We start from the raw sequence: 17,211 nt of genomic DNA, 5'->3' as shown, positions 1-17,211 counted from the left end.
GCGGGGCTAACTACCGGGTCCTCGAGCGTCTCCTATACTGATCCGCGTTGACGGTTCAACACAGACACCGAATGCCGCCGGAACAGCAGCCAGCGCTCCGGCGACTTCCCTACGACTCAACAGTAAGGAGAACGAACATGGCAATCCGTATTGGCGACGAAGCACCGGACTTTACCGCTGAAAGCACCGAGGGCCCGCTGCATTTCCATGAGTGGATCGGTGACAAGTGGGCGATTCTGTTCTCGCACCCCAAAGACTTTACTCCGGTGTGCACCACTGAGCTTGGCTACATGGCAGGGCTAAAACCGGAGTTCGATAAGCGCAACACCAAAATCGTCGGGCTCAGTGTCGACCCTGTCAGTAACCATAAGACCTGGGCCAAAGACATCGAAGAGACCCAGGGGCATGCGGTCAACTACCCCATGATCGGCGACGAGAACCTGGTGGTGGCGAAGCTCTACGACATGATTCATCCGAATGCCAGTGGCGGCGCACGGACTGCCGTGGACAATGCCACGGTGCGTTCGGTGTTCATTATCGGCCCGGACAAAAAGGTCAAGGCGATGCTGATCTACCCGATGAGTGCCGGGCGCAACTTCGATGAAGTGCTGCGTCTGCTCGACTCTCTGCAACTGAATGCCAAGCACACCGTTGCCACGCCGGTGAACTGGCGTCCGGGCGAGGACGTCATCATTCCCACTTCGGTCTCCGATGAGGATGCCAGGAAGAAATACCCGGATGGCTTCAAGACGCTGAAACCTTATTTGCGCACCGTGGCGCAACCGAAGTAACTCATCCGTTCGGAGACCACCCACATGGCCGTCCAGGTCCTGCGCGTTGATGCAACCCACATCGATAAAGTCGCCAGCCTCTTCGACGCCTATCGAGGCTTTTACGGCCAGCCCTCGAACCTGATGCAGTCTCGCGCTTTCATCGCAGAGCGCATCGCCAGGGACGAATCGGTGATTTTCTTCGCCGAGGACTCCACGGGCGAAGCGCTCGGCTTTGTCCAGTTGTACCCGACGTTCTCCTCCATCGACGCCCACCGCACCTGGCTGCTCAACGACCTCTTCACCACACCTGCCGCCCGCGGCAGAGGGGTAGGGACGTTGCTGATGAACACCGCCCGAGCCTTTGCGCTGTTGACCGGCGCCAAGGGCATGGTGCTGGAAACGGCCACGGACAATCACCTCGCGCAACGGTTGTATGAATCATTGGGCTATGTGCGCGATACGGGTTACTACACCTACTGTCTCGACTTGAAGTAGGCGCAAACTTGTGGAAACGAGCCTGTGTGGCGAGGGGGCTTGCCCCCGTTCGGCTGCGTAGCAGTCGTAAAACCATTGCATGCGGTGTACCTGATATACCGCGATTGCAGGTTTTGGGGCCGCTTCGCAACCCAATGGGGGCAAGCCCCCTCGCCACACAAGTCTGCGGTGTTCAAGCCCCTAACTGACTGACCCCAGCGCCAGCCATTTTCTATGGACGGTTCGAAACCCTCGCTCAAGGCGCGCCAAACAGCATCGTCCAATAAACCCCTTTGTTGCTGCGCGAATCGCTGGCATACGCGGCGCCGACCTGGGTAAACATCGGGTTCATCAGGTTGGCGCAATGCCCGGGGCTGGCCAGCCAGCCGGACATCGCCTGGCTGGGCGAGCCTTGCCCGGCGGCGATGTTCTCGCCGATCTGCCGGCCGCGGTAACCGGCGGCTCTGGCGCGATCCGCCGGCATATCACCGTCGGGGTCCTGGTGGGCGAAGTAGTTGCCGTAGGCCATTGCCTTGCTGTGCCCTTGCGCGGCGGCGCCCAGGGCGGCGTTCCAGGTTAATGGCCGTGCGGCGGCGAAGCGTTGGCGCCCACACATGCGTGGCCTGGCTCTTGCCGCGTTGACCTGCGCCAGCAATGTCTTGCCCGCAGCGCGCGAATCGCCGATACGCCCATCGAGCACCGGTTGCGCCAGCACCACCCGCCATTCGCTGCGGGCACGAGTGACACCGATGTCGGCGTATTGGGTATCGAGCAGCGCCCCACAGTAATCGCTCTGAAGCATGTCGAACGCCTCATCGGCGTCTTGCGCGCCGACCAGGCGGATGGTCCGCACCGTTACAGCCTGATAGCCGTTAGCCTTCAACCCCTCCCGCAAGCCACCGCCATAGCCGATCGGCAAGGACAAGTCCGATTTCAGCGCCAGTGGCCGTAACGGCCTGACCGCACGCCCCGCGCAGCGGTCGGGATCGGCGCGGTAATCGTTGATGACTTCCACCAATTGCCGTTCCCCGCTGGCATGGGCGGGGCTGGCGAACAGCGGAAACAAAGGCATCAGGCACAGCGAAATAAAGCGGCAGCAGCGAACAGTCGGGCGCATGAACAGACAGCTCTGATGAGTTGACGACGATAAGGGTGGGATAAAGATGAGCAATAACCGCATGAGCGCTTCATTGGGCGAGCGTCTTTTACGGCACGGCTATGACTGCGGGTCTCAAAACTGGTTCACGAGGGGAACAGACAAATTTGACGGCTACGCTGAGAGGGCCGATTCAGACGGGGCACGAGCCTGGGACAGCAGACGCTCGCACTGGTAACGTACTGACATCATTCGAGTGGTACAGGGACATGACTAAGACCAAGGGCAACAAGGATTGGGTCAAGCGCTCGGCGCAGCCGTTGAAGATGGAGCGCATCGAAGCCTTTTTTGGCGGCCATGGCTTTACGCCGCATCGCCACGATACTTACGCCATCGGGCGAACGCTGTCGGGTGTACAAAGTTTCCAGTACCGCAAATCCCAGCGCCACAGCCTGCCCGGTAAAACCATCGTCTTGCACCCGGACGAGGTGCATGACGGTGAGGCCGGTACCGAAGCGGGTTTTCATTACCGGATGATCTACATCGAACCTGCCCTGATTCAGCAGATGCTGGGCGGCAAGCCGTTGCCATTTATCGAGGGTGGCTTATCGAGCGACCCACGGCTGGGTGCCGCAACCCAGGTACTGCTGCAAAACCTCGACGCTTGCATCGACCCCCTGGAAGAAGACGATGCCATTTACGATCTCGCGCAGGCGCTGGATACGCTCTCTGGTCAGCGTGGGCGGCGCAAGTCATTTGATTTTGCAGCGGCCGAGCGCGCGCGTGCGCTGATTCATGACTCGCTGGATCGAGTCATTACCCTGGATGAGTTATCGCAAGCGAGTGGCCGGGATCGCTGGAGCCTGAGCCGTGATTTTCGGGCGCTGTACGGTACGAGCCCCTATCGGTACATGACCCAACGCCGGCTCGACCTGGCAAGAGCATTGATGATTGGGGGCCACTCGATGGCAGAGGCGGCCGTATGCGCAGGTTTTTTCGACCAAAGCCACATGACGCGTCAATTCGTCCAGACCTACGGCGTCTCCCCCGGCCGGTGGCTGAAGAGGTTGGGCCTTGATTGAGCAGGGTCCCGGCCAACTTGCACAATCATGCAATACGCAGCGTTAGATCATCCCTAGAGTCAGGGCTCGATATCTTGTCCAATGAGGGTGACTTAAATGAATTCCCAGGCCTGCACCGCGATTAACTTTGCCGAAAAATATGCCTTGTTCAGCGAGCAATGGGCGCCAAAGGTGATTGCCGAAATGAACGACTATCAGTTCAAGGTGGTGAAAATCGAAGGCGACTTTGTCTGGCATTCCCATGCTGATACCGATGAAGCCTTCATCGTCCTTGAAGGCGAGCTTCGCATCGATCTTCGGGAGCGGGCCGTCGTGGTTGGGCGGGGAGAAATGTACGTCGTCCCCAAGGGCGTCGAACACAAGCCTTATGCAGAACGCGAGGTGAAACTGTTGCTGATCGAGCCGCGAGGTGTGCTGAATACCGGTGATCAAGCCGGGGAAAGAACCGCAATGAATGATGTGTGGATCTAGACGTTTTGGTGGTTTTTGCCGGCCTTTTCGTTGAAACGATTCGATGGAGGCCGGCAAAATGCCTCTCGTCGGGAGATAAAGCAGCTATTGCGCGCTTTTCAGCTATTCTTGCGGCATCTGGAGGGTGCCATTACTTGCTGGCACACGATGCGCAGGGAAGGGAAAGACAAATGGATGATGTGCATTGCGTGCAAGTTATCGCTGTGACTGGCGGTAAAGGGGGCGTGGGCAAGACAACGGTAGCGGTTAACCTCTCGTTGGCGTTGGCAAAAATGGGGCGGCGCGTCGTATTGCTGGATGCCGATCTTGGCCTGGCGAATATCGATATTCTGCTGGGGCTGACTCCGCGCTACACACTGGCCGATGTTCTCGAAGGGCGTTGCGAGCTGTCCGAGGCACTCATGCCTGGGCCTGGAGGCATTCGTGTGGCCCCGGCCTCTTCTGGTTTGCAGAACATGACTCATCTGGAGCCTGCGCAATACCGCGCGCTGATCCAGGCCTTTAGCGATATCGGCGACAAACTGGATGTGCTGATCATCGATACGGCCGCCGGTATCGGTGGTTCAGTGATCAATTTCATCCGCGCGTCTCAGGAAGTGCTGGTGGTGGTGTGCGATGAACCCACCTCGATCAGCGGCGCCTACGGGCTGATCAAGTTGCTCAACCTGAACTACGGTCTGCAGCGTTTTCGCGTGCTGGCCAACATGACGGGCAGTCCGGCGGAAGGCCGCAATCTGTTTGCCAAGCTGGAAAAGATTACCGAAATGTTCCTGGATGTCTCGCTGCAATACGTCGGCGCGGTGCCGAACGACGAAAGTGCGCACAAAGCCGTGCAGAAGGGACGCGCAGTGTTTGAAGCCTTTCCGCGTTCCAGGTGCGCTCAAGCTTTCCAGGCCCTTGCTCACAACGTCGACAGCTGGCCATTGCCGACTCATCCGAGAGGGCACGTGGAGTTCTTCGTTGAGCAACTCGTGCATAATTCCGGCAGGTGAGGCTGTCGACGGCGGCAGCCCGTCGTTAGCTCAGCCGCGAAACGTGTTTCACAGCTTGTAGCCAATCTGCCGCAACAAATTCTTGCGCCACAGGATGTCTTCGTCGCCTTCAATGCCATCGGCACAGAAGCCATCCACGACGCCCAGGATCGCGCGTCCCTGCTCCGTCTCGGCAAGAATCACTTCGGTTGGATTGGCTGTTGCACAAAAAATGCGGCACACCTCTGGCACCATTTTGACGGCGTTCAACACGCTCAGCGGATAGAAACCGTCGCCGAGGAAAATGATGAAGCTATGGCCGGCGGCGATGGCTTGCGCGTTTTTCTGCGCAAGCTCGATCATGGCGGTATTGGTGCCAGACCATCGCACCAGGCATTTGCCGGAGGCTTCACAAAAAGCCACGCCAAACTGGATACCTGGCACGGCGTTTATCAACGCTTCGTGGAGGTCTTCAACGGACTTGATGAAGTGCGTCTGACCAAAGATGAAATTCGTCGCTTCCGGTTTGTCGATTTTCAACGTGATGAGTTGCATCTCAAACGCCTCCTGTCACGATGTCGCGGACCGGCATCGGGCCTCTATTCAAGCCGGGACGATCTCCTGCTCCTCTGGCTGTGTCTCCGGGTGGATGCGAACATCACCCAGTCTCCTCAAGGGATGCCCAGTTTCCGGCTGAACTTCTCGAAATCCCGGGCACTGATTTCGTGCTCGATCTGCAACCGCACGATCATGCGACTCCATTTGGTCAGTAACTTGAGCCGGCTCCTGATTGCAGTCCTTTGCAGAGGAATACAGATGAATATTAGCTCCAATTTGACCACCAGCCAGGGCGCCAGGATTCAGTCTGTGGCTGTCGTCGTACCTTAACGCGGTTTCATTCGATAGGCCGTCGCGCTCCAGTACCGGTTACCATTGCTGGTATGGCGAATCCATCCGGTAGCCTCCAGATGCTTGGCAATCATTCGATTCATTATTCCATGACCGAGCAGTAAAACAGGCCCTTCGTCGGCAAGGGATTGAAGCCGTTGAGCTGCCGTATTGGCGCGCATTCTGGCCTTACTGGCTGACTCGACCTTCCCCGAGAAACCGCACAACCATAAAACACGAAGAATAAATGCCCACGTAAACGGTGAAAGGCGCGGCAGTGTCCATCGTCCATGGGGCAGTTGCGCTTCGCAGAACATATCATCGACAACGCTGGCTTGAAGGCCTAGCGCTCGAACCGACGTCAGCGCCCGGGGCGCACTGCTCGACACGATCATTCTGGCGGTACGCGCCAGCGCCACACTCGATTGCGGGGCGGGTTGGTCGATGATTTCTGACAGGTCGTATTGCTCGATCCAGCGTTTCATATCGCGCGCTGAAACTTTGTCTTGCACGGCCAGATCTGGCTGGCCATGACGCATCAAGATGATTTCCTTTTCCACTGTTGCTACGTCCTTGTTTTGCTATTCCGTGAGCGGTTGCACCCATCGGAGATTTGAAGGCAAACGCCCCGTTGTGGGTCAAACTGCAATGCCTGCGTTGTAGTTCTGTCAGCGATACTCCAGAGGCAGGCGAGCGACAATCATTATGAAGAGGGATAACCACCATGAGCAAGGAGACGGCCGGTTCAAAGGACACTGAGGGGCAAGGCTCTGCCTCTGCGCTGATCGAGGCGAAAATCAAGGCACTGGATGATTGGCGGGGCGAGACGCTCGCTCGGGTTCGAGCGCTCATCAAACAGGCCGACCCCGATGTGGTCGAGGAGTTGAAGTGGCGGGGCGTTCAGTGTGTGGTCCCATGCCGGCATCATCTGCACCGGCGAGACGTACAAGAATGCCGTGAAGATGACGTTCGCCAAGGGCGCCTCGCTGGAAGACCCTTCAGGACTGTTCAACGCCAGCCTCGATGGCAACACCCGGCGTGCCATCGATATTCATGAGGGCGACCGGATTGATGAAACAGCCTTGAAGGCGCTGATCCGCGCCGCCGTGGCACTCAATCTGTCGTAGCGCCGTTCAGTCGAGCACAGATTCCGGTTCATCCAAGTGATCGATGTGCTTGAAACGCTCGACCAGAAAATCGATCAGGCTGCGCACTCGCGCCGACAGGTGCAACTGTTGCGGGTAGATGGCATAGACATCGGCGCGGGTCGGTGTCTGGTCCTCCAGCACCAGGCGCAAACGGCCACTGCGCACGTAGCGGGCGATGTCCCATTCGGCCCGCAGCAGAATCCCATGACCTTCCAGCGCCCAATTGAGGGCCACTTCACCGTCGTTGCAGCCTAACGCGCCACGCACTTTGACGTTTTGCGTGCGCCCGCCATTGGTAAAGCTCCATACGCCGTAGGGCGTTTCGTTTTGCCGCAGGAAGATGCAGTTGTGTTGTTGTAAATCCGCCAGGCGTTGCGGCACGCCAGCCTGGCGACCTACACCACGGCGGTGAAACATGCGTCGTTCATGGACTTTGTGATGAACATCATCCCCGACACCATCGTGGATGCCTTCGCCAAAGGCAACGTCCTGCCAATCTTGCTGTTCTCCATTCTGCTGGGTGTTGCCCTGGCGCATGTCGGGCCGCGCGCAAAAGTGTTCGGACCTTCAACCCGGACGGCCAGGCGATCTACTACACCATCGCCGCGATCTTCATCGCCCAGGCGACCAACACGCCGCTGACCCTCATGGACCAGTTGATCGTGCTGGCGGTGCTGATGTTCACCTCCAAAGGCTCGGCGGGGGTGACCGGTTCTGGGTTCATCATCCTGGCGGCGACGTTGTCGTCCCTCGGCACCATTCCGGTGGCGGGCATGGTGCTGTTGCTGGGGGTGGACCGATTCATGTCGGAAGCACGCGCGATTACCAACACCATTGGCAACGGCGTCGGCACCATGGCCATTGCCAAATGGGGCGGCGCGTTGGATACGGTGAAGATGAACAAGGCGCTGAACAGGGAGGGCGCGGAGGCAAAGCCCGAGATGGTTCAGGCGGACGTTATTGCTGTTCCTTCATCGATGACAGCAGGGCGGTTGAGCAACTAGCTTCTTCCCCTCGCAGCTGACGGCTCATGTCATCGCAGCTTTGCGACCAGGCCGTCAGCCACATCGACATCTCGGGAGACTGTTCGGCCAACCCCAGCTCGCGGACGAACTCGACCGGTGCAACCGTGCCTTTGGCCGAGCGGAACAGACCCCGCATGATGACGACGCCGATTACCCGTCCTTTGCTCACGAAGCGGTGCTCCATAAAGCTCCATTTATCGTCCCAGCCGAGTATGCGGGTATGAATCTCGAACGATTCGAACAGCTTCAGTTCACGCCGAAACTTGCCCCAGGTATCGCCAACGATCGGTACAGCCTTGTTGCGCAAGGCTACTCGAAAGGCGCCGCTGCGCAGCGTGAAATCCATGCGGCCTACGTCGGCCAGGGTGAAATAGCGGCCATTGGTGACGTGGCGGTTGAGGTCGAGGTCGAGCGGCCAGACGCGCAGGCGGATGACGGTGGTGGCCAGACCGTCCACCGGTTTGCGCCATGGGCGACGGAACAGCATGAGGATAAGTCGAAACCAGAGATTCATAAGTACGCCGAGGATTGGATGACCGGTGAACTGTAGGGGGCGGAAATCGGATAAGGTAGGTGCACAAATGACTTTTTTCATGCGAAAAGCGCAATCTGGATGATTCATGCACGTCACCCTGCTACTGGCTGATCAATGCTCCGCCGCCAGCGCCACCCTGGCGCTGGAAGTGCTCAGTGCCGCCAACCTGTTCGCCGATACCGCCAGTGCGCCGTTTGAGGTGGTTGCCGCCTCGCTGGATGGCACTGATGTCGCCGCATGGGGAGGGCAAACGCTGCGCGTGGACCGATCCATCGCCGACATCACCCGAACCGATCTGGTGCTGATCCCGGGGTTTCTCTTTACCCTGAAAGACGCCTTGCCGGCATTTTCCGGTTATGGGCCGTGGCTGCGTCAACAGCACGCGCAGGGTGCCGTCGTGGCTTCCATGTGTACGGCGACGTTCATGCTCGCAGAGGCGGGAATGCTGGACGGCGTTCGTGCCACCACGCACTGGGCCTTTGCCGATCTTTTTCGTCGCCGGTATGCAGACGCCTGTCTGGAGGCGGCGCAGATCCTCTGCGAGGACAATCGCGTAATCACCAGCGGCGGCGCGACGGCTGCAATGGACCTGTTGCTGCATCTGATCCGCCGCTTCGCATCACTGGAGCTGGCGCAGAAGTGCGGCAAATACTTGCTGGTCGACAATGCGCGCAGCGAGCAATCGGTCTATGTCATGTGGTCGATGCCGAAGAACCATGGGGATGGCGAAATCCTGCAGGTTCAAGCGTGGCTGGAAGATCACTTCCATCAGCCGCTGCTGATCAATGACATGGCCGAGCGATTCGGATTCGGCGTCAGGAACTTCAAAAGGCGTTTCAAGGAAGCCACCGGTTACACGCCGCTGACCTATCTGCAAACACTGCGTCTGGAAAAGGCAAAGCAGTTGCTCGAATCCACACGAATGACCCTGGACAGCATCACCTACAAAGTCGGCTACGAGGACAGCAACTCATTTCGCAGGCTTTTCCAGCAGCGCGTGGGCCTGCTGCCGGCGGCTTACCGGAAGAAGTTTCAAGCGAGTGGGAGTTGAGTGGCATCCGCTTTTTATCGAGCCGCAGCGCTCGGACGAACATAGTAATTGTCGAACTCGCCGCTTTCGACGAATTGGAAGCCATGACGGATGTAAAACCGATTCGAAGCGCTCTCTTTGAGCGCGCCCACTCTGACAGAGAGCGCGGCGGCATCCGCTTCTTTGAAAATCTGTTCGAGGACAGCAGAGCCTACACCTGTTCCCTGGGCATTCGGTCGCACGTACAAGTGGTCAAGTAGCAGTTCGTTCAGCTGAGGCTTGACCACAATAAAACCGACTCGCTCACCGGCCAGCTCAATGTGACGCGTGTTGCGACAATCAAAACCGTTGATAAAACGCTCACGTGCACGTATCGGATCAAATCGCCCAATCCGTTCAAGACTTTCGCGCATGGCCTCAATTCGAATGGCCACAAGATTGTCCAGGTCGGCGGGGTGAGCCGGAACCAACATTACTAGAGGACTTTCAACAGGTATGACGGACATCGTTTGCACTCTAATTATCATCACGGGGAGCCAGCGCCAGTACGATGGATTTCATTCTGGCTCTCCTGCAGCGGCGTTAATGGAGCAAAGAGAGTTATAGATTAGCTTCAAGGCTTCGATGTGGGCGCCAGTCATGATGAAATAGCCACCCGCTTTTGCTGTCAGCCGCACCTGATTTGGAGCCGAACATGAAAAACGCCGTCGTACTCACCTTGGCCTTGATGCTCAACATGGGGTTGTTCAGTACGCAAGCAGTAGCGGCTGGCGATGCTGAGGCGGGCGAGAAACTGTTCAAGCGAATCTGCGGCGGCTGCCATCAGGTAGGGAGTTCAGCGCGAGGTTTTTTTGGTCCGCAACTCAATGCGATTTTCGGGCGCCCTGCGGGCAGCACGGCGGACTACCAGTACTCAGACGCGATGAAATCATCAGGCGTCGTCTGGACCCGCGAAACTCTCACCGCCTACATCGAAGCGCCAAAAACAGTGGTCCCCGGCACCCGCATGATTTTCTGGGGCCTCAGCGATCCGGAAAAGATCGAAAACCTGTTGGCCTATCTGCAGACGTTTCAGCCGCAATGATCGGAGCCTTATCGATCCGCTTTTTTCAGTGCCGAGTGATATCAATAGGCCACTTCATCCGTTAGAGTATGCGCCGCCCGAGAGATGGATCCCGGGTATTTCTAATGGAGTGACACAGTGAATTACCTCAGCAAAGCGGTTGCCGTAGCCCTGTTTGGCCTGGTTCTGGCGGGTTGCACCGGCACCCCGATGAAGACCCAGCAATACGACAGCAGCCAGTACACCATTGTCGGCCACAGTGAAGCGACCGCCACTGGCCTGCTGCTGTTCGGCGTCATCCCGATCCAGCAGAACAACCGCTTCATCCGCGCTCAGGACGCGGCCATCAAAGCCAAGGGCGGCGATGCCATGATCAACACCCAAGTGCAGGAAAACTGGTTCTGGGCTTGGGTCCTGACCGGCTACACCACCAAAATCTCCGGTGATGTGGTCAAGCTGAAAACCGTTCAGTAAGTGCAGTGCGCCTTCAGTCATTTCAGCTGCGGCGCACTCCTTGTAGCAGCTGCCGAGCTCGCGAGGCTGCGTTCGGCTGCGAAGCAGTCGTGAATCCGACTGACGCGGTCTGCCTGATGCACCGCAAGTTCTGATCTTACGACTGCTGTGCAGCCGAACGCAGCCTCGCGAGCTCGGCAGCTGCTACAGATCGCATTACGGCTTAGGACATCGACCGGGGTGAGGCACATCCAGATGCCATCACCCGGCTCATTGATCGAACCTCACGCCCACGCTTTTCCGAGTTCCTCCAGACCGGCGTTTTGCAGGTCCTGCGGGTTCATGACCACACGGAATTTGCAGTTGGCCTGGAAGTTGAGGAAGAAGGGTTCCGCATACCCGGGTATTTCGGAGGGATCCACGATATCGATCAAAAAAATCCCATTTCGCATGCCATCTTGCTCAGTGAAATAAGTCGCCTCGGGCTTAATGGTGTCCAGGATACGGTTCATGATTTCGCCGACCTTCCCCGACCTGACAAACGCGTTGAAAGGCTCATGGGGAAACTCGACCATCAGTAGCATTTTCATTATTTGATACTCAGTTTGAAGTGGCGCACTCCTTACCCGGATCCTTACTCCTGGTTTTGATGCCGCAAGCCGTGCCCGCGGTGTGTGTGGTTAAGAATAGCGAAGGGTGAGAGGGCGTCGGGGCGGGGTTACGGACGGTCGTTGTTGATGATTCAGCGCGGGCGCTAATTCGCTGAAACCCGCATCTATACTGCTTCGGGCGAGCATCGATGTAGTCGGGTACTAAAAAAAGCATGAAAAAACCCGGCTGATGAGGCCGGGTTCTTTGGTCGAGTGTTGCGGTAAAGCCACTCATTCATGCTGCACGGTTTTCGATCAGACGATCCGAACCACCTTCAGCGACGCGGTTTTCGATCAGACGATCCGAACCACCTTCAGCGACGCGGTTTTCGATCAGACGATCCGAGCCACCTTCAGCCACACGGCTTTCAATCAGGCGATCCGAACCACCTTCAGCGACGCGGTTTTCGATCAGACGATCCGAGCCGCCTTCAGCGACGCGATTCTCGATCAGACGATCCGAACCACCTTCAGCGACGCGGTTTTCGATCAGACGATCCGAGCCGCCTTCAGCGACGCGATTCTCGATCAGACGATCCGAACCACCTTCAGCGACGCGGCTTTCAATCAGGCGATCCGAGCCGCCTTCAGCGACGACCGGGTGAGCAGGGGAAGCGGCGAAAGCGTTTACTGCAAAAACCGAGAAAGCGATGCTGAGAAGGGTTTGGCGTTTCATGATGGTGTGCTCCGGGGTGTTATTGGTTGGGTATGGAGCGGATGTTACGCCGGGGATTTTTTATGAGAACTTCATTGACGTGATGGTGACTATCGACGTCAACAATGGTTGAAACGTGGTGGGCAACCCCAGCCAATCTGGCGGTGCTGGGAGTGATGCTCTATGCCGCTACAGCCAGGCTGACAACGGTGGTCAGCGGTGTAAAGAACCACTTACTTCAGCGTGAATGTTGCTTTGAGCGGCATGACTACCTTGCGCAAGTTGTCTTTGAGGGTGATTTCCAGCGTCCAGACGCCTACGGGATCGTCAGGCTCACCGATGAAACCGATCACGGGGGCGGCGAGATACATGTTGTTCGGATCCCCTTTAAGACGCCCTTGAAAACAAACGGCATCTCGCTGATTGATTGATTCTGTACCGTTCGGCCTTGTGGCTTTCAAATCGCACGTGATGTTGGCTTCGTGATTGGCATTGAGCTTCGGGTTTGCAAAAAACGTAAGCGCGAAGATCCTTTCACCTCGGCTGACTATTTGGGCTTCGGTAAATACTGGAGTGGTTTCGGCCGGCGTATTCCACTTTTTCTCCCAGTCGGGATCGGAAGTGATTAACAGCGAGCCACCAAACTCTCCGATGGTTCGTCTTGATTCAGAGTCCGGGATTGGATTGCCGTTTGAATCCTTCCAGTAGCCGGCCTGTGCACTGGTCCATGAAAGAGAAATCGCGATGAAAACGGTGAGCAATCGACGGTTCATGAACGACTCACTCTCAATAGACGATGGAAATGGCGTAATGCCTATGTGAAATGCCTTGCTCCGCTTGAGTGTAGCGGCAGAAAGCGCGCCTACACGAACAGGTCATAAGACAGTTTGCCGATCAGGATCAGCAGCAACACCAGGAACAGCGCCCGGACAAAGGGCGCGCCTTTATGTACCGCCAGCCAGGTGCCGGTCAGTGCGCCGAGGATGTTGAATGCAGCCATGGGGATGGCGATCAGGTAGAGCACGTTCCCCGTCGGAATGAAGAACATCAGCGCTGCTACGTTGGTGGCGATGTTCACCAGCTTGGCCGACGCCGAGGCATGCAGGAAGTCGAAGGCGAAGCAGCGGATAAACAGGAAGATCAGGAAGCTGCCAGTGCCGGGCCCGAACAGTCCGTCGTAGAAGCCGATGGCGCCGCCGATGACGATCGCCAGCAGTTTTTCCTTGGTGCCGATGTGCATGGGCTTGTGCAGGGCGCCGAAGTCCTTTTTCCAGAAGGTGTAGATCGCCATCAGCACGATCAACACCAGCACCGCTGGCCGGATCACCGACTGGGGCACGAACGACACCGTGGCCGCTCCGAAGAAGGACATGACAAACGCCGCACTGGCGGCGGGGATCACCAGACTCCAGTTGATCACCACCTTGCGCACGAAGGATCGGGCCGCGAATGCAGTGCCGCAGGCTGCCGCAACTTTGTTGGTCCCCAGCAGCGCCGCCGGTTGTGCCGTGGGCAGCACGTTGAACAGCGCGGGAATCTGGATCAGTCCACCGCCGCCCACCGCCGCATCGATCAGGCCGGCAGAGAAGGCGAATACGCAAAGGATGACAATATCGATCATGGAATCAGGCTCTGACGGTGAAAGGTGGGTGAGAGTCCGGGGTTGAACGGAAGGTTAACCAAAGCGTTTTTTTTGTGTTGCAATACCACGTTGTGAAAAGTGCAACGAGGTGGCGCATGGCATTGGATATGTTGGGGGAACTTGAAGCCTTCGCGACGGTGGCTCGCAAGCGCAGCTTCGTCGCGGCAGCACGAACTCTGGGGCGCTCTCCCAGCGCGCTGACCCGTGCAGTTCAGGCCTTGGAGGAAAGTGTCGGGGTCAAGTTGTTCAATCGCTCCTCCAATGCCGTGAGCTTGACCGAGGCGGGTGAGCGCTTGTTGCCTCACGCTTACAAAATGCTGGATCTGCAACGTGAGGCGGATGAAGACCTGGCCGGCATCAGTGGCCAGGCCTACGGCTGGGTCCGCTTTTCCGCCCCCGAGTTTCTCGGGCACGGGGTATTGCCCCGGCTGATCGCGCAGTACGCCGAGCGTTATCCGGACGTGAACGTCGATGGGATTTTCACCGATGAAACCATCGACCCGGCCAAGAGCAAACTGGACTTCTCGATTCGCGGCGGGTATCCGCAATCCAGTGACCTGATCGGCTTTCCACTCTGGAGTTATTCACGTTATCTGTACGCCAGCCCCGAGTATCTGGAGCGGCACGGGATGCCCGACTCCATCGAGGCGCTGGAGGCGCACTCGCTGATCCTGCACACGGCGCCGCGGATTCTCAAAGAGTGGAATTTTCGCAGTGAGGCGCAGGCCATCAGCGTTCGGGCTCATCCCAAATTTCGCTTCAACTCCGGTTCGGCGGTGTTCCAGGCGGCCCTGGCAGGCCTCGGTATTGCCCGCCTGGCGGACTGGCTGGCAGAGCCCGAAGTGCAAGCGGGGCGCCTGCTGCGGGTCTGTCCCGAGTACAAACTCACCTCCAGCAGTGGTGAGAGCCCGCAGATGCACGCGGTGTACCCGGCCGGGAATCTGCCGCAGCGGGTGAAGTCGTTGCTGGAGATGATCCGTGGTTTTGGTGAAAGTCTTGATCGAAAGCATGCAGTAACGCTCCAGGGGGCCTGACGCATCACGAATCGCGGACATAAAAAAGCGGGCGCCACTCGGCTGCCCGCTTTCATTTCACTTCACCGCTTGCGCCCGCAAGCGCCAAACGACCGGTTTCAGCGCTTGATCCGGGAAATCTTGGTTCCTTCGATGCTGACCCCAGCCATTAATCCCTGCTGGTCGAAAATGAACGCGTAAGCATCGTCCTTCAGCGTGGAGCTGGACAGATTCTTCGCCACCCCTTCATCAACCACAACAACAGTGGGGCCTACGCCAATTTCCCAACCCTTGGTTTCACGTAAATAGTTCACGGCTTTATCGGTCATCAGGAACACCACATAGCCATATGACTGGGCGCCTGCCTGCAACCCCCAGGACCCGGTTACGGAGTTGTAATAGTCCTCGACTTTCTTACCCATCAACAATTCGCCTTCGCCATAGCTGCCGCCAAACACCAGGCCCGCCTTGATGATTTTCGGGAAGACAAGAATCGCTTTAGCGTCGTGTGAGATTTTTTCGGCAACTGGTCTGGCCTTGTAGAGCGTTTGCAACGCTTGCCGAGAGTCGACATTCAGATCCTCGGCGGTTGCCGCACCAGCAGTGTTCAGGAAACTTGCCGATGCCAGTGAGGCTGTCGCAAGGACGATCGATAGGAAGAACCGCATTGACTGAGTCATGTTAGTACTCCGATACGGGAGCATTGGATGTGAGCAGCAGTCAGCACCTGCCCTCGGCAGAATCCGGGCCTGCTGAAATTATCCGGCGCACCCTAAAGTGTGTGAGCTACTGGCGTCGCCCTTGAATGAAGCAGGCCAGCGGCCTGTGATCAGTAGCGATGCCATCACTGGTTTCGACCTCTGCGTGTTGGCCGGGTTCGAAAAAAACAAAACGGGTGCCTGACAAGGCGCTGGCATCATTCAAGTACTGACAAACCGAGTACACACGTTGCCAGCAGGGTGAAATGATTTGAATCCAATGCGCTCCTTGTAGAGAATCGCCGTCTTTGCCTCGAAAGGATGCGGGCGATGAAGTTCGAAGGGACTTTCCAATACATGGGCACTCACGGGATCGTCTTCAACGTCTCGCAGATCACCCTCACCGACAGCGAACGTGGACGCCTGCGCGAGTTGCATTTTTCACTGCCGCCACCAAGGCCGTGGCCCCCTCTTACGTGGCAATACCTGTAGGCGCCGGTGTGCGCACGTATGCCAATGAAATCCTACCCACCTACCATGCGGGCGACGTACTGGTCAGCATCGAGGCGCAGGTCAACGGCGGTATCGGCCCGCAACGCACCCTTTCGACATTGATCATCAAGACCTGACTGGAGACGTACATGTCCGTAATTACTCAATTGGTCATTGCCTTGGTGTTGTCCTTTCTGCTTGATCAATTCCTCAAACCGTATCTGCTACGCAAGTGGCTAGGAGTGGTGTTGGTGGCGGCGGGTGCGGTTGGCTGCGTTGTGGCAGGTCAGATCCGCTTGTTGGGGTTTGATCTGGGGTTGCTGTCGGTTTTTGCCGTGGCGATAGGGATGGGATTGTTCATGAAGCGGCGGCGGTTCGAGCAGATTGGTTAAAGGTCAGGTGTCTGGTGGCGGCTGATGCATCACGATTTGCGGGCACAAAAAAACGGGCGCCAGTCAGGCGCCCGTTTTCATTTACTCCGCTGCTTGCGCCCGCAAGCGTCTACCAATCGCATCCATCAAATCACAGCCGTCGCGCAGGGGAATGGCCAGCAGTTTGGCAAAATCCGACAGCACCACCGTGTCGCAACCGATCTCGGCGCGGAAGGCGATGTTTTCCAGCACCTGCGTGACCGTGCGGATGCGGTAGTCGGCCATGGCTTGCAGGACGTCGAGTGGGGCTTGGGTGTCGATGAGCAGGGAGGCCGGGATCAGGTCGATTCCGGTGAGTGGTATGTATCTATCCACAGGTGAAACTCCGAATCAGATTTAAAGGGACTGATCCGATCTGCAGGTCGCCAAACCTGGTCGCTGGGTGGGTGACGGGGAGGACTATCGGCTTCCTCGGTGAGGACAGGGAGCAATTTCTGATATTGCTGTGGGACTCGTATGAGCAAGCATGGTTGATAATTTTGTTGAGATAATTGCAGTCCCAATCTATGTCGCACAATGTTTTTTTGCTTTTGGCCCATACCGCGCCGGATTCCGAGAGTAATGCTAAAATGATAATTATGAGCGACATAATTCTCTTTAGTCTCCTCCTCTTGAGAAACG

General features: G+C 57.4%; 23 protein-coding genes and 3 pseudogenes. 14 read left to right on the top strand and 12 right to left on the bottom strand.

The features are described 5' to 3' along the window. Positions 1 to 137 precede the first annotated feature (137 nt). Both AC1DQM_RS08070 and AC1DQM_RS08065 read left to right on the top strand, forming a co-directional pair. On the top strand, positions 138 to 791 hold the full coding sequence (locus AC1DQM_RS08070) for a peroxiredoxin (RefSeq protein ID WP_018928249.1): 654 nt from the start codon (positions 138 to 140) through the stop codon (positions 789 to 791). 24 nt (positions 792 to 815) lie between these two features. Beyond that, positions 816 to 1,268, top strand: a complete 453-nt coding sequence (locus AC1DQM_RS08065; RefSeq protein WP_018928248.1) for a GNAT family N-acetyltransferase — start codon at positions 816 to 818, stop codon at positions 1,266 to 1,268. Positions 1,269 to 1,503: 235 nt separating this feature from the next. Here AC1DQM_RS08065 and AC1DQM_RS08060 read toward each other — a convergent pair whose 3' ends face one another. Next, positions 1,504 to 2,364: a CAP domain-containing protein gene (locus tag AC1DQM_RS08060; RefSeq protein ID WP_018928247.1), complete on the bottom strand. Its 861-nt coding sequence runs from the start codon at positions 2,362 to 2,364 to the stop codon at positions 1,504 to 1,506. 248 nt (positions 2,365 to 2,612) lie between these two features. On the opposite strand from AC1DQM_RS08060, the gene AC1DQM_RS08055 reads away from it, so the two are divergent. The 3 genes from AC1DQM_RS08055 (at position 2,613) to AC1DQM_RS08045 (ending at position 4,888) form a co-directional block, all read left to right on the top strand. After that, positions 2,613 to 3,425 (top strand): AraC family transcriptional regulator, encoded by an 813-nt coding sequence (locus AC1DQM_RS08055; protein WP_477745987.1) that lies wholly within the window; start codon positions 2,613 to 2,615, stop codon positions 3,423 to 3,425. A gap of 96 nt (positions 3,426 to 3,521) precedes the next feature. Continuing rightward, positions 3,522 to 3,896 (top strand): cupin domain-containing protein, encoded by a 375-nt coding sequence (locus AC1DQM_RS08050; RefSeq protein ID WP_064616884.1) that lies wholly within the window; start codon positions 3,522 to 3,524, stop codon positions 3,894 to 3,896. Between the two features lie 170 nt (positions 3,897 to 4,066). After that, positions 4,067 to 4,888, top strand: coding sequence for a MinD/ParA family ATP-binding protein (locus AC1DQM_RS08045; RefSeq protein WP_457327006.1), 822 nt, complete (start codon positions 4,067 to 4,069; stop codon positions 4,886 to 4,888). A 48-nt stretch (positions 4,889 to 4,936) separates the two neighbouring features. Here the strand turns inward: AC1DQM_RS08045 and AC1DQM_RS08040 are convergent, their stop codons facing one another. Beyond that, entirely contained in the window at positions 4,937 to 5,422 is a 486-nt protein-coding gene (locus tag AC1DQM_RS08040) for an adenosine-specific kinase (protein WP_477745986.1), read from the bottom strand. A 329-nt stretch (positions 5,423 to 5,751) separates the two neighbouring features. Then, positions 5,752 to 6,315 (bottom strand): histidine phosphatase family protein, encoded by a 564-nt coding sequence (locus AC1DQM_RS08035; protein WP_018928242.1) that lies wholly within the window; start codon positions 6,313 to 6,315, stop codon positions 5,752 to 5,754. Positions 6,316 to 6,479: 164 nt separating this feature from the next. Here AC1DQM_RS08035 and AC1DQM_RS08030 point away from each other — a divergent pair. Continuing rightward, a pseudogene (locus AC1DQM_RS08030) lies at positions 6,480 to 6,882 on the top strand (DUF1801 domain-containing protein). 6 nt (positions 6,883 to 6,888) lie between these two features. Here AC1DQM_RS08030 and AC1DQM_RS08025 read toward each other — a convergent pair. After that, positions 6,889 to 7,287, bottom strand: a pseudogene (locus AC1DQM_RS08025) (LysR substrate-binding domain-containing protein); the annotation flags it as partial. Here AC1DQM_RS08025 and AC1DQM_RS08020 point away from each other — a divergent pair. Further along, positions 7,273 to 7,907: pseudogene (locus tag AC1DQM_RS08020) on the top strand (cation:dicarboxylate symporter family transporter); the annotation flags it as partial. The pseudogenes AC1DQM_RS08025 and AC1DQM_RS08020 overlap by 15 nt on opposite strands. Here AC1DQM_RS08020 and AC1DQM_RS08015 read toward each other — a convergent pair. Then, positions 7,861 to 8,442: a thioesterase family protein gene (locus AC1DQM_RS08015; protein ID WP_050438300.1), complete on the bottom strand. Its 582-nt coding sequence runs from the start codon at positions 8,440 to 8,442 to the stop codon at positions 7,861 to 7,863. The pseudogene AC1DQM_RS08020 and the gene AC1DQM_RS08015 overlap by 47 nt on opposite strands. 106 nt (positions 8,443 to 8,548) lie before the next feature. Here AC1DQM_RS08015 and AC1DQM_RS08010 point away from each other — a divergent pair, with 106 nt between their 5' ends. Next, entirely contained in the window at positions 8,549 to 9,514 is a 966-nt protein-coding gene (locus AC1DQM_RS08010; RefSeq protein ID WP_477745985.1) for a GlxA family transcriptional regulator, read from the top strand. Positions 9,515 to 9,528: 14 nt separating this feature from the next. Here the strand turns inward: AC1DQM_RS08010 and AC1DQM_RS08005 are convergent, their stop codons facing one another. Continuing rightward, positions 9,529 to 9,999: a GNAT family N-acetyltransferase gene (locus AC1DQM_RS08005; protein ID WP_192351395.1), complete on the bottom strand. Its 471-nt coding sequence runs from the start codon at positions 9,997 to 9,999 to the stop codon at positions 9,529 to 9,531. 188 nt (positions 10,000 to 10,187) lie between these two features. On the opposite strand from AC1DQM_RS08005, the gene AC1DQM_RS08000 reads away from it, so the two are divergent. Then, positions 10,188 to 10,577 (top strand): c-type cytochrome, encoded by a 390-nt coding sequence (locus AC1DQM_RS08000; protein WP_477745984.1) that lies wholly within the window; start codon positions 10,188 to 10,190, stop codon positions 10,575 to 10,577. A 117-nt stretch (positions 10,578 to 10,694) separates the two neighbouring features. After that, positions 10,695 to 11,030, top strand: a complete 336-nt coding sequence (locus AC1DQM_RS07995; protein ID WP_477744323.1) for a hypothetical protein — start codon at positions 10,695 to 10,697, stop codon at positions 11,028 to 11,030. A 263-nt stretch (positions 11,031 to 11,293) separates the two neighbouring features. Here the strand turns inward: AC1DQM_RS07995 and AC1DQM_RS07990 are convergent, their stop codons facing one another. From AC1DQM_RS07990 to AC1DQM_RS07975, 4 genes are all read right to left on the bottom strand, one after another. Beyond that, entirely contained in the window at positions 11,294 to 11,599 is a 306-nt protein-coding gene (locus AC1DQM_RS07990; RefSeq protein WP_018928234.1) for a hypothetical protein, read from the bottom strand. A 295-nt stretch (positions 11,600 to 11,894) separates the two neighbouring features. Beyond that, a complete protein-coding gene (locus AC1DQM_RS07985) occupies positions 11,895 to 12,335 on the bottom strand; it encodes a phage infection protein (protein WP_138867141.1) in 441 nt (146 codons plus the stop codon). Positions 12,336 to 12,547: 212 nt separating this feature from the next. Further along, entirely contained in the window at positions 12,548 to 13,087 is a 540-nt protein-coding gene (locus AC1DQM_RS07980) for a hypothetical protein (protein ID WP_177431097.1), read from the bottom strand. Positions 13,088 to 13,176: 89 nt separating this feature from the next. Further along, positions 13,177 to 13,935 carry a sulfite exporter TauE/SafE family protein gene (locus tag AC1DQM_RS07975; protein WP_018928231.1) on the bottom strand — a complete coding sequence of 253 codons (759 nt, stop codon included), beginning with the start codon at positions 13,933 to 13,935 and terminating at the stop codon, positions 13,177 to 13,179. 116 nt (positions 13,936 to 14,051) lie between these two features. Between AC1DQM_RS07975 and AC1DQM_RS07970 the strand changes: the two genes are divergently transcribed. After that, positions 14,052 to 14,990 carry a LysR family transcriptional regulator gene (locus AC1DQM_RS07970; RefSeq protein ID WP_192351389.1) on the top strand — a complete coding sequence of 313 codons (939 nt, stop codon included), beginning with the start codon at positions 14,052 to 14,054 and terminating at the stop codon, positions 14,988 to 14,990. Positions 14,991 to 15,088: 98 nt separating this feature from the next. Here AC1DQM_RS07970 and AC1DQM_RS07965 read toward each other — a convergent pair whose 3' ends face one another. Continuing rightward, a complete protein-coding gene (locus AC1DQM_RS07965) occupies positions 15,089 to 15,649 on the bottom strand; it encodes a lipid-binding SYLF domain-containing protein (RefSeq protein WP_086945340.1) in 561 nt (186 codons plus the stop codon). Between the two features lie 348 nt (positions 15,650 to 15,997). On the opposite strand from AC1DQM_RS07965, the gene AC1DQM_RS07960 reads away from it, so the two are divergent. From AC1DQM_RS07960 to AC1DQM_RS07950, 3 genes are read left to right on the top strand one after another with little or no spacing between them, the layout of a single operon-like run. Beyond that, on the top strand, positions 15,998 to 16,159 hold the full coding sequence (locus AC1DQM_RS07960) for a hypothetical protein (RefSeq protein WP_237229592.1): 162 nt from the start codon (positions 15,998 to 16,000) through the stop codon (positions 16,157 to 16,159). Further along, positions 16,144 to 16,296: a hypothetical protein gene (locus AC1DQM_RS07955; protein ID WP_477745983.1), complete on the top strand. Its 153-nt coding sequence runs from the start codon at positions 16,144 to 16,146 to the stop codon at positions 16,294 to 16,296. The genes AC1DQM_RS07960 and AC1DQM_RS07955 overlap by 16 nt, the downstream gene beginning before the upstream one ends. A 12-nt stretch (positions 16,297 to 16,308) precedes the next feature. Continuing rightward, positions 16,309 to 16,551 carry a hypothetical protein gene (locus AC1DQM_RS07950; RefSeq protein ID WP_064616894.1) on the top strand — a complete coding sequence of 81 codons (243 nt, stop codon included), beginning with the start codon at positions 16,309 to 16,311 and terminating at the stop codon, positions 16,549 to 16,551. Between the two features lie 81 nt (positions 16,552 to 16,632). Here AC1DQM_RS07950 and AC1DQM_RS07945 read toward each other — a convergent pair whose 3' ends face one another. Continuing rightward, positions 16,633 to 16,905 carry a hypothetical protein gene (locus AC1DQM_RS07945; RefSeq protein ID WP_477745982.1) on the bottom strand — a complete coding sequence of 91 codons (273 nt, stop codon included), beginning with the start codon at positions 16,903 to 16,905 and terminating at the stop codon, positions 16,633 to 16,635. Positions 16,906 to 17,211: the final 306 nt, after the last annotated feature.

Source organism: Pseudomonas sp. 01L34, assembly GCF_056400265.1.
Note: the sequence above shows the minus strand (reverse complement) of the source record. Positions and strands in the feature narration are given on the sequence as shown.

Excerpts from the sequence above, each read along its gene's own strand:
- AC1DQM_RS08065 (WP_018928248.1), top strand. The coding sequence starts at position 816 with ATGGCCGTCCAGGTCCTGCGCGTTGATGCAACCCACATCGATAAAGTC.
- AC1DQM_RS08000 (WP_477745984.1), top strand. The coding sequence starts at position 10,188 with ATGAAAAACGCCGTCGTACTCACCTTGGCCTTGATGCTCAACATGGGG.
- AC1DQM_RS07990 (WP_018928234.1), bottom strand. The coding sequence starts at position 11,599 with ATGAAAATGCTACTGATGGTCGAGTTTCCCCATGAGCCTTTCAACGCG.
- AC1DQM_RS08040 (WP_477745986.1), bottom strand. The coding sequence starts at position 5,422 with ATGCAACTCATCACGTTGAAAATCGACAAACCGGAAGCGACGAATTTC.
- AC1DQM_RS08045 (WP_457327006.1), top strand. The coding sequence starts at position 4,067 with ATGGATGATGTGCATTGCGTGCAAGTTATCGCTGTGACTGGCGGTAAA.
- AC1DQM_RS08050 (WP_064616884.1), top strand. The coding sequence starts at position 3,522 with ATGAATTCCCAGGCCTGCACCGCGATTAACTTTGCCGAAAAATATGCC.
- AC1DQM_RS07975 (WP_018928231.1), bottom strand. The coding sequence starts at position 13,935 with ATGATCGATATTGTCATCCTTTGCGTATTCGCCTTCTCTGCCGGCCTG.
- AC1DQM_RS08070 (WP_018928249.1), top strand. The coding sequence starts at position 138 with ATGGCAATCCGTATTGGCGACGAAGCACCGGACTTTACCGCTGAAAGC.
- AC1DQM_RS08005 (WP_192351395.1), bottom strand. The coding sequence starts at position 9,999 with ATGTCCGTCATACCTGTTGAAAGTCCTCTAGTAATGTTGGTTCCGGCT.
- AC1DQM_RS07960 (WP_237229592.1), top strand. The coding sequence starts at position 15,998 with ATGAAGTTCGAAGGGACTTTCCAATACATGGGCACTCACGGGATCGTC.
- AC1DQM_RS08055 (WP_477745987.1), top strand. The coding sequence starts at position 2,613 with ATGACTAAGACCAAGGGCAACAAGGATTGGGTCAAGCGCTCGGCGCAG.
- AC1DQM_RS07950 (WP_064616894.1), top strand. The coding sequence starts at position 16,309 with ATGTCCGTAATTACTCAATTGGTCATTGCCTTGGTGTTGTCCTTTCTG.
- AC1DQM_RS07965 (WP_086945340.1), bottom strand. The coding sequence starts at position 15,649 with ATGACTCAGTCAATGCGGTTCTTCCTATCGATCGTCCTTGCGACAGCC.
- AC1DQM_RS07985 (WP_138867141.1), bottom strand. The coding sequence starts at position 12,335 with ATGAAACGCCAAACCCTTCTCAGCATCGCTTTCTCGGTTTTTGCAGTA.
- AC1DQM_RS08010 (WP_477745985.1), top strand. The coding sequence starts at position 8,549 with ATGCACGTCACCCTGCTACTGGCTGATCAATGCTCCGCCGCCAGCGCC.
- AC1DQM_RS07980 (WP_177431097.1), bottom strand. The coding sequence starts at position 13,087 with ATGAACCGTCGATTGCTCACCGTTTTCATCGCGATTTCTCTTTCATGG.
- AC1DQM_RS08015 (WP_050438300.1), bottom strand. The coding sequence starts at position 8,442 with ATGAATCTCTGGTTTCGACTTATCCTCATGCTGTTCCGTCGCCCATGG.
- AC1DQM_RS07970 (WP_192351389.1), top strand. The coding sequence starts at position 14,052 with ATGGCATTGGATATGTTGGGGGAACTTGAAGCCTTCGCGACGGTGGCT.
- AC1DQM_RS08060 (WP_018928247.1), bottom strand. The coding sequence starts at position 2,364 with ATGCGCCCGACTGTTCGCTGCTGCCGCTTTATTTCGCTGTGCCTGATG.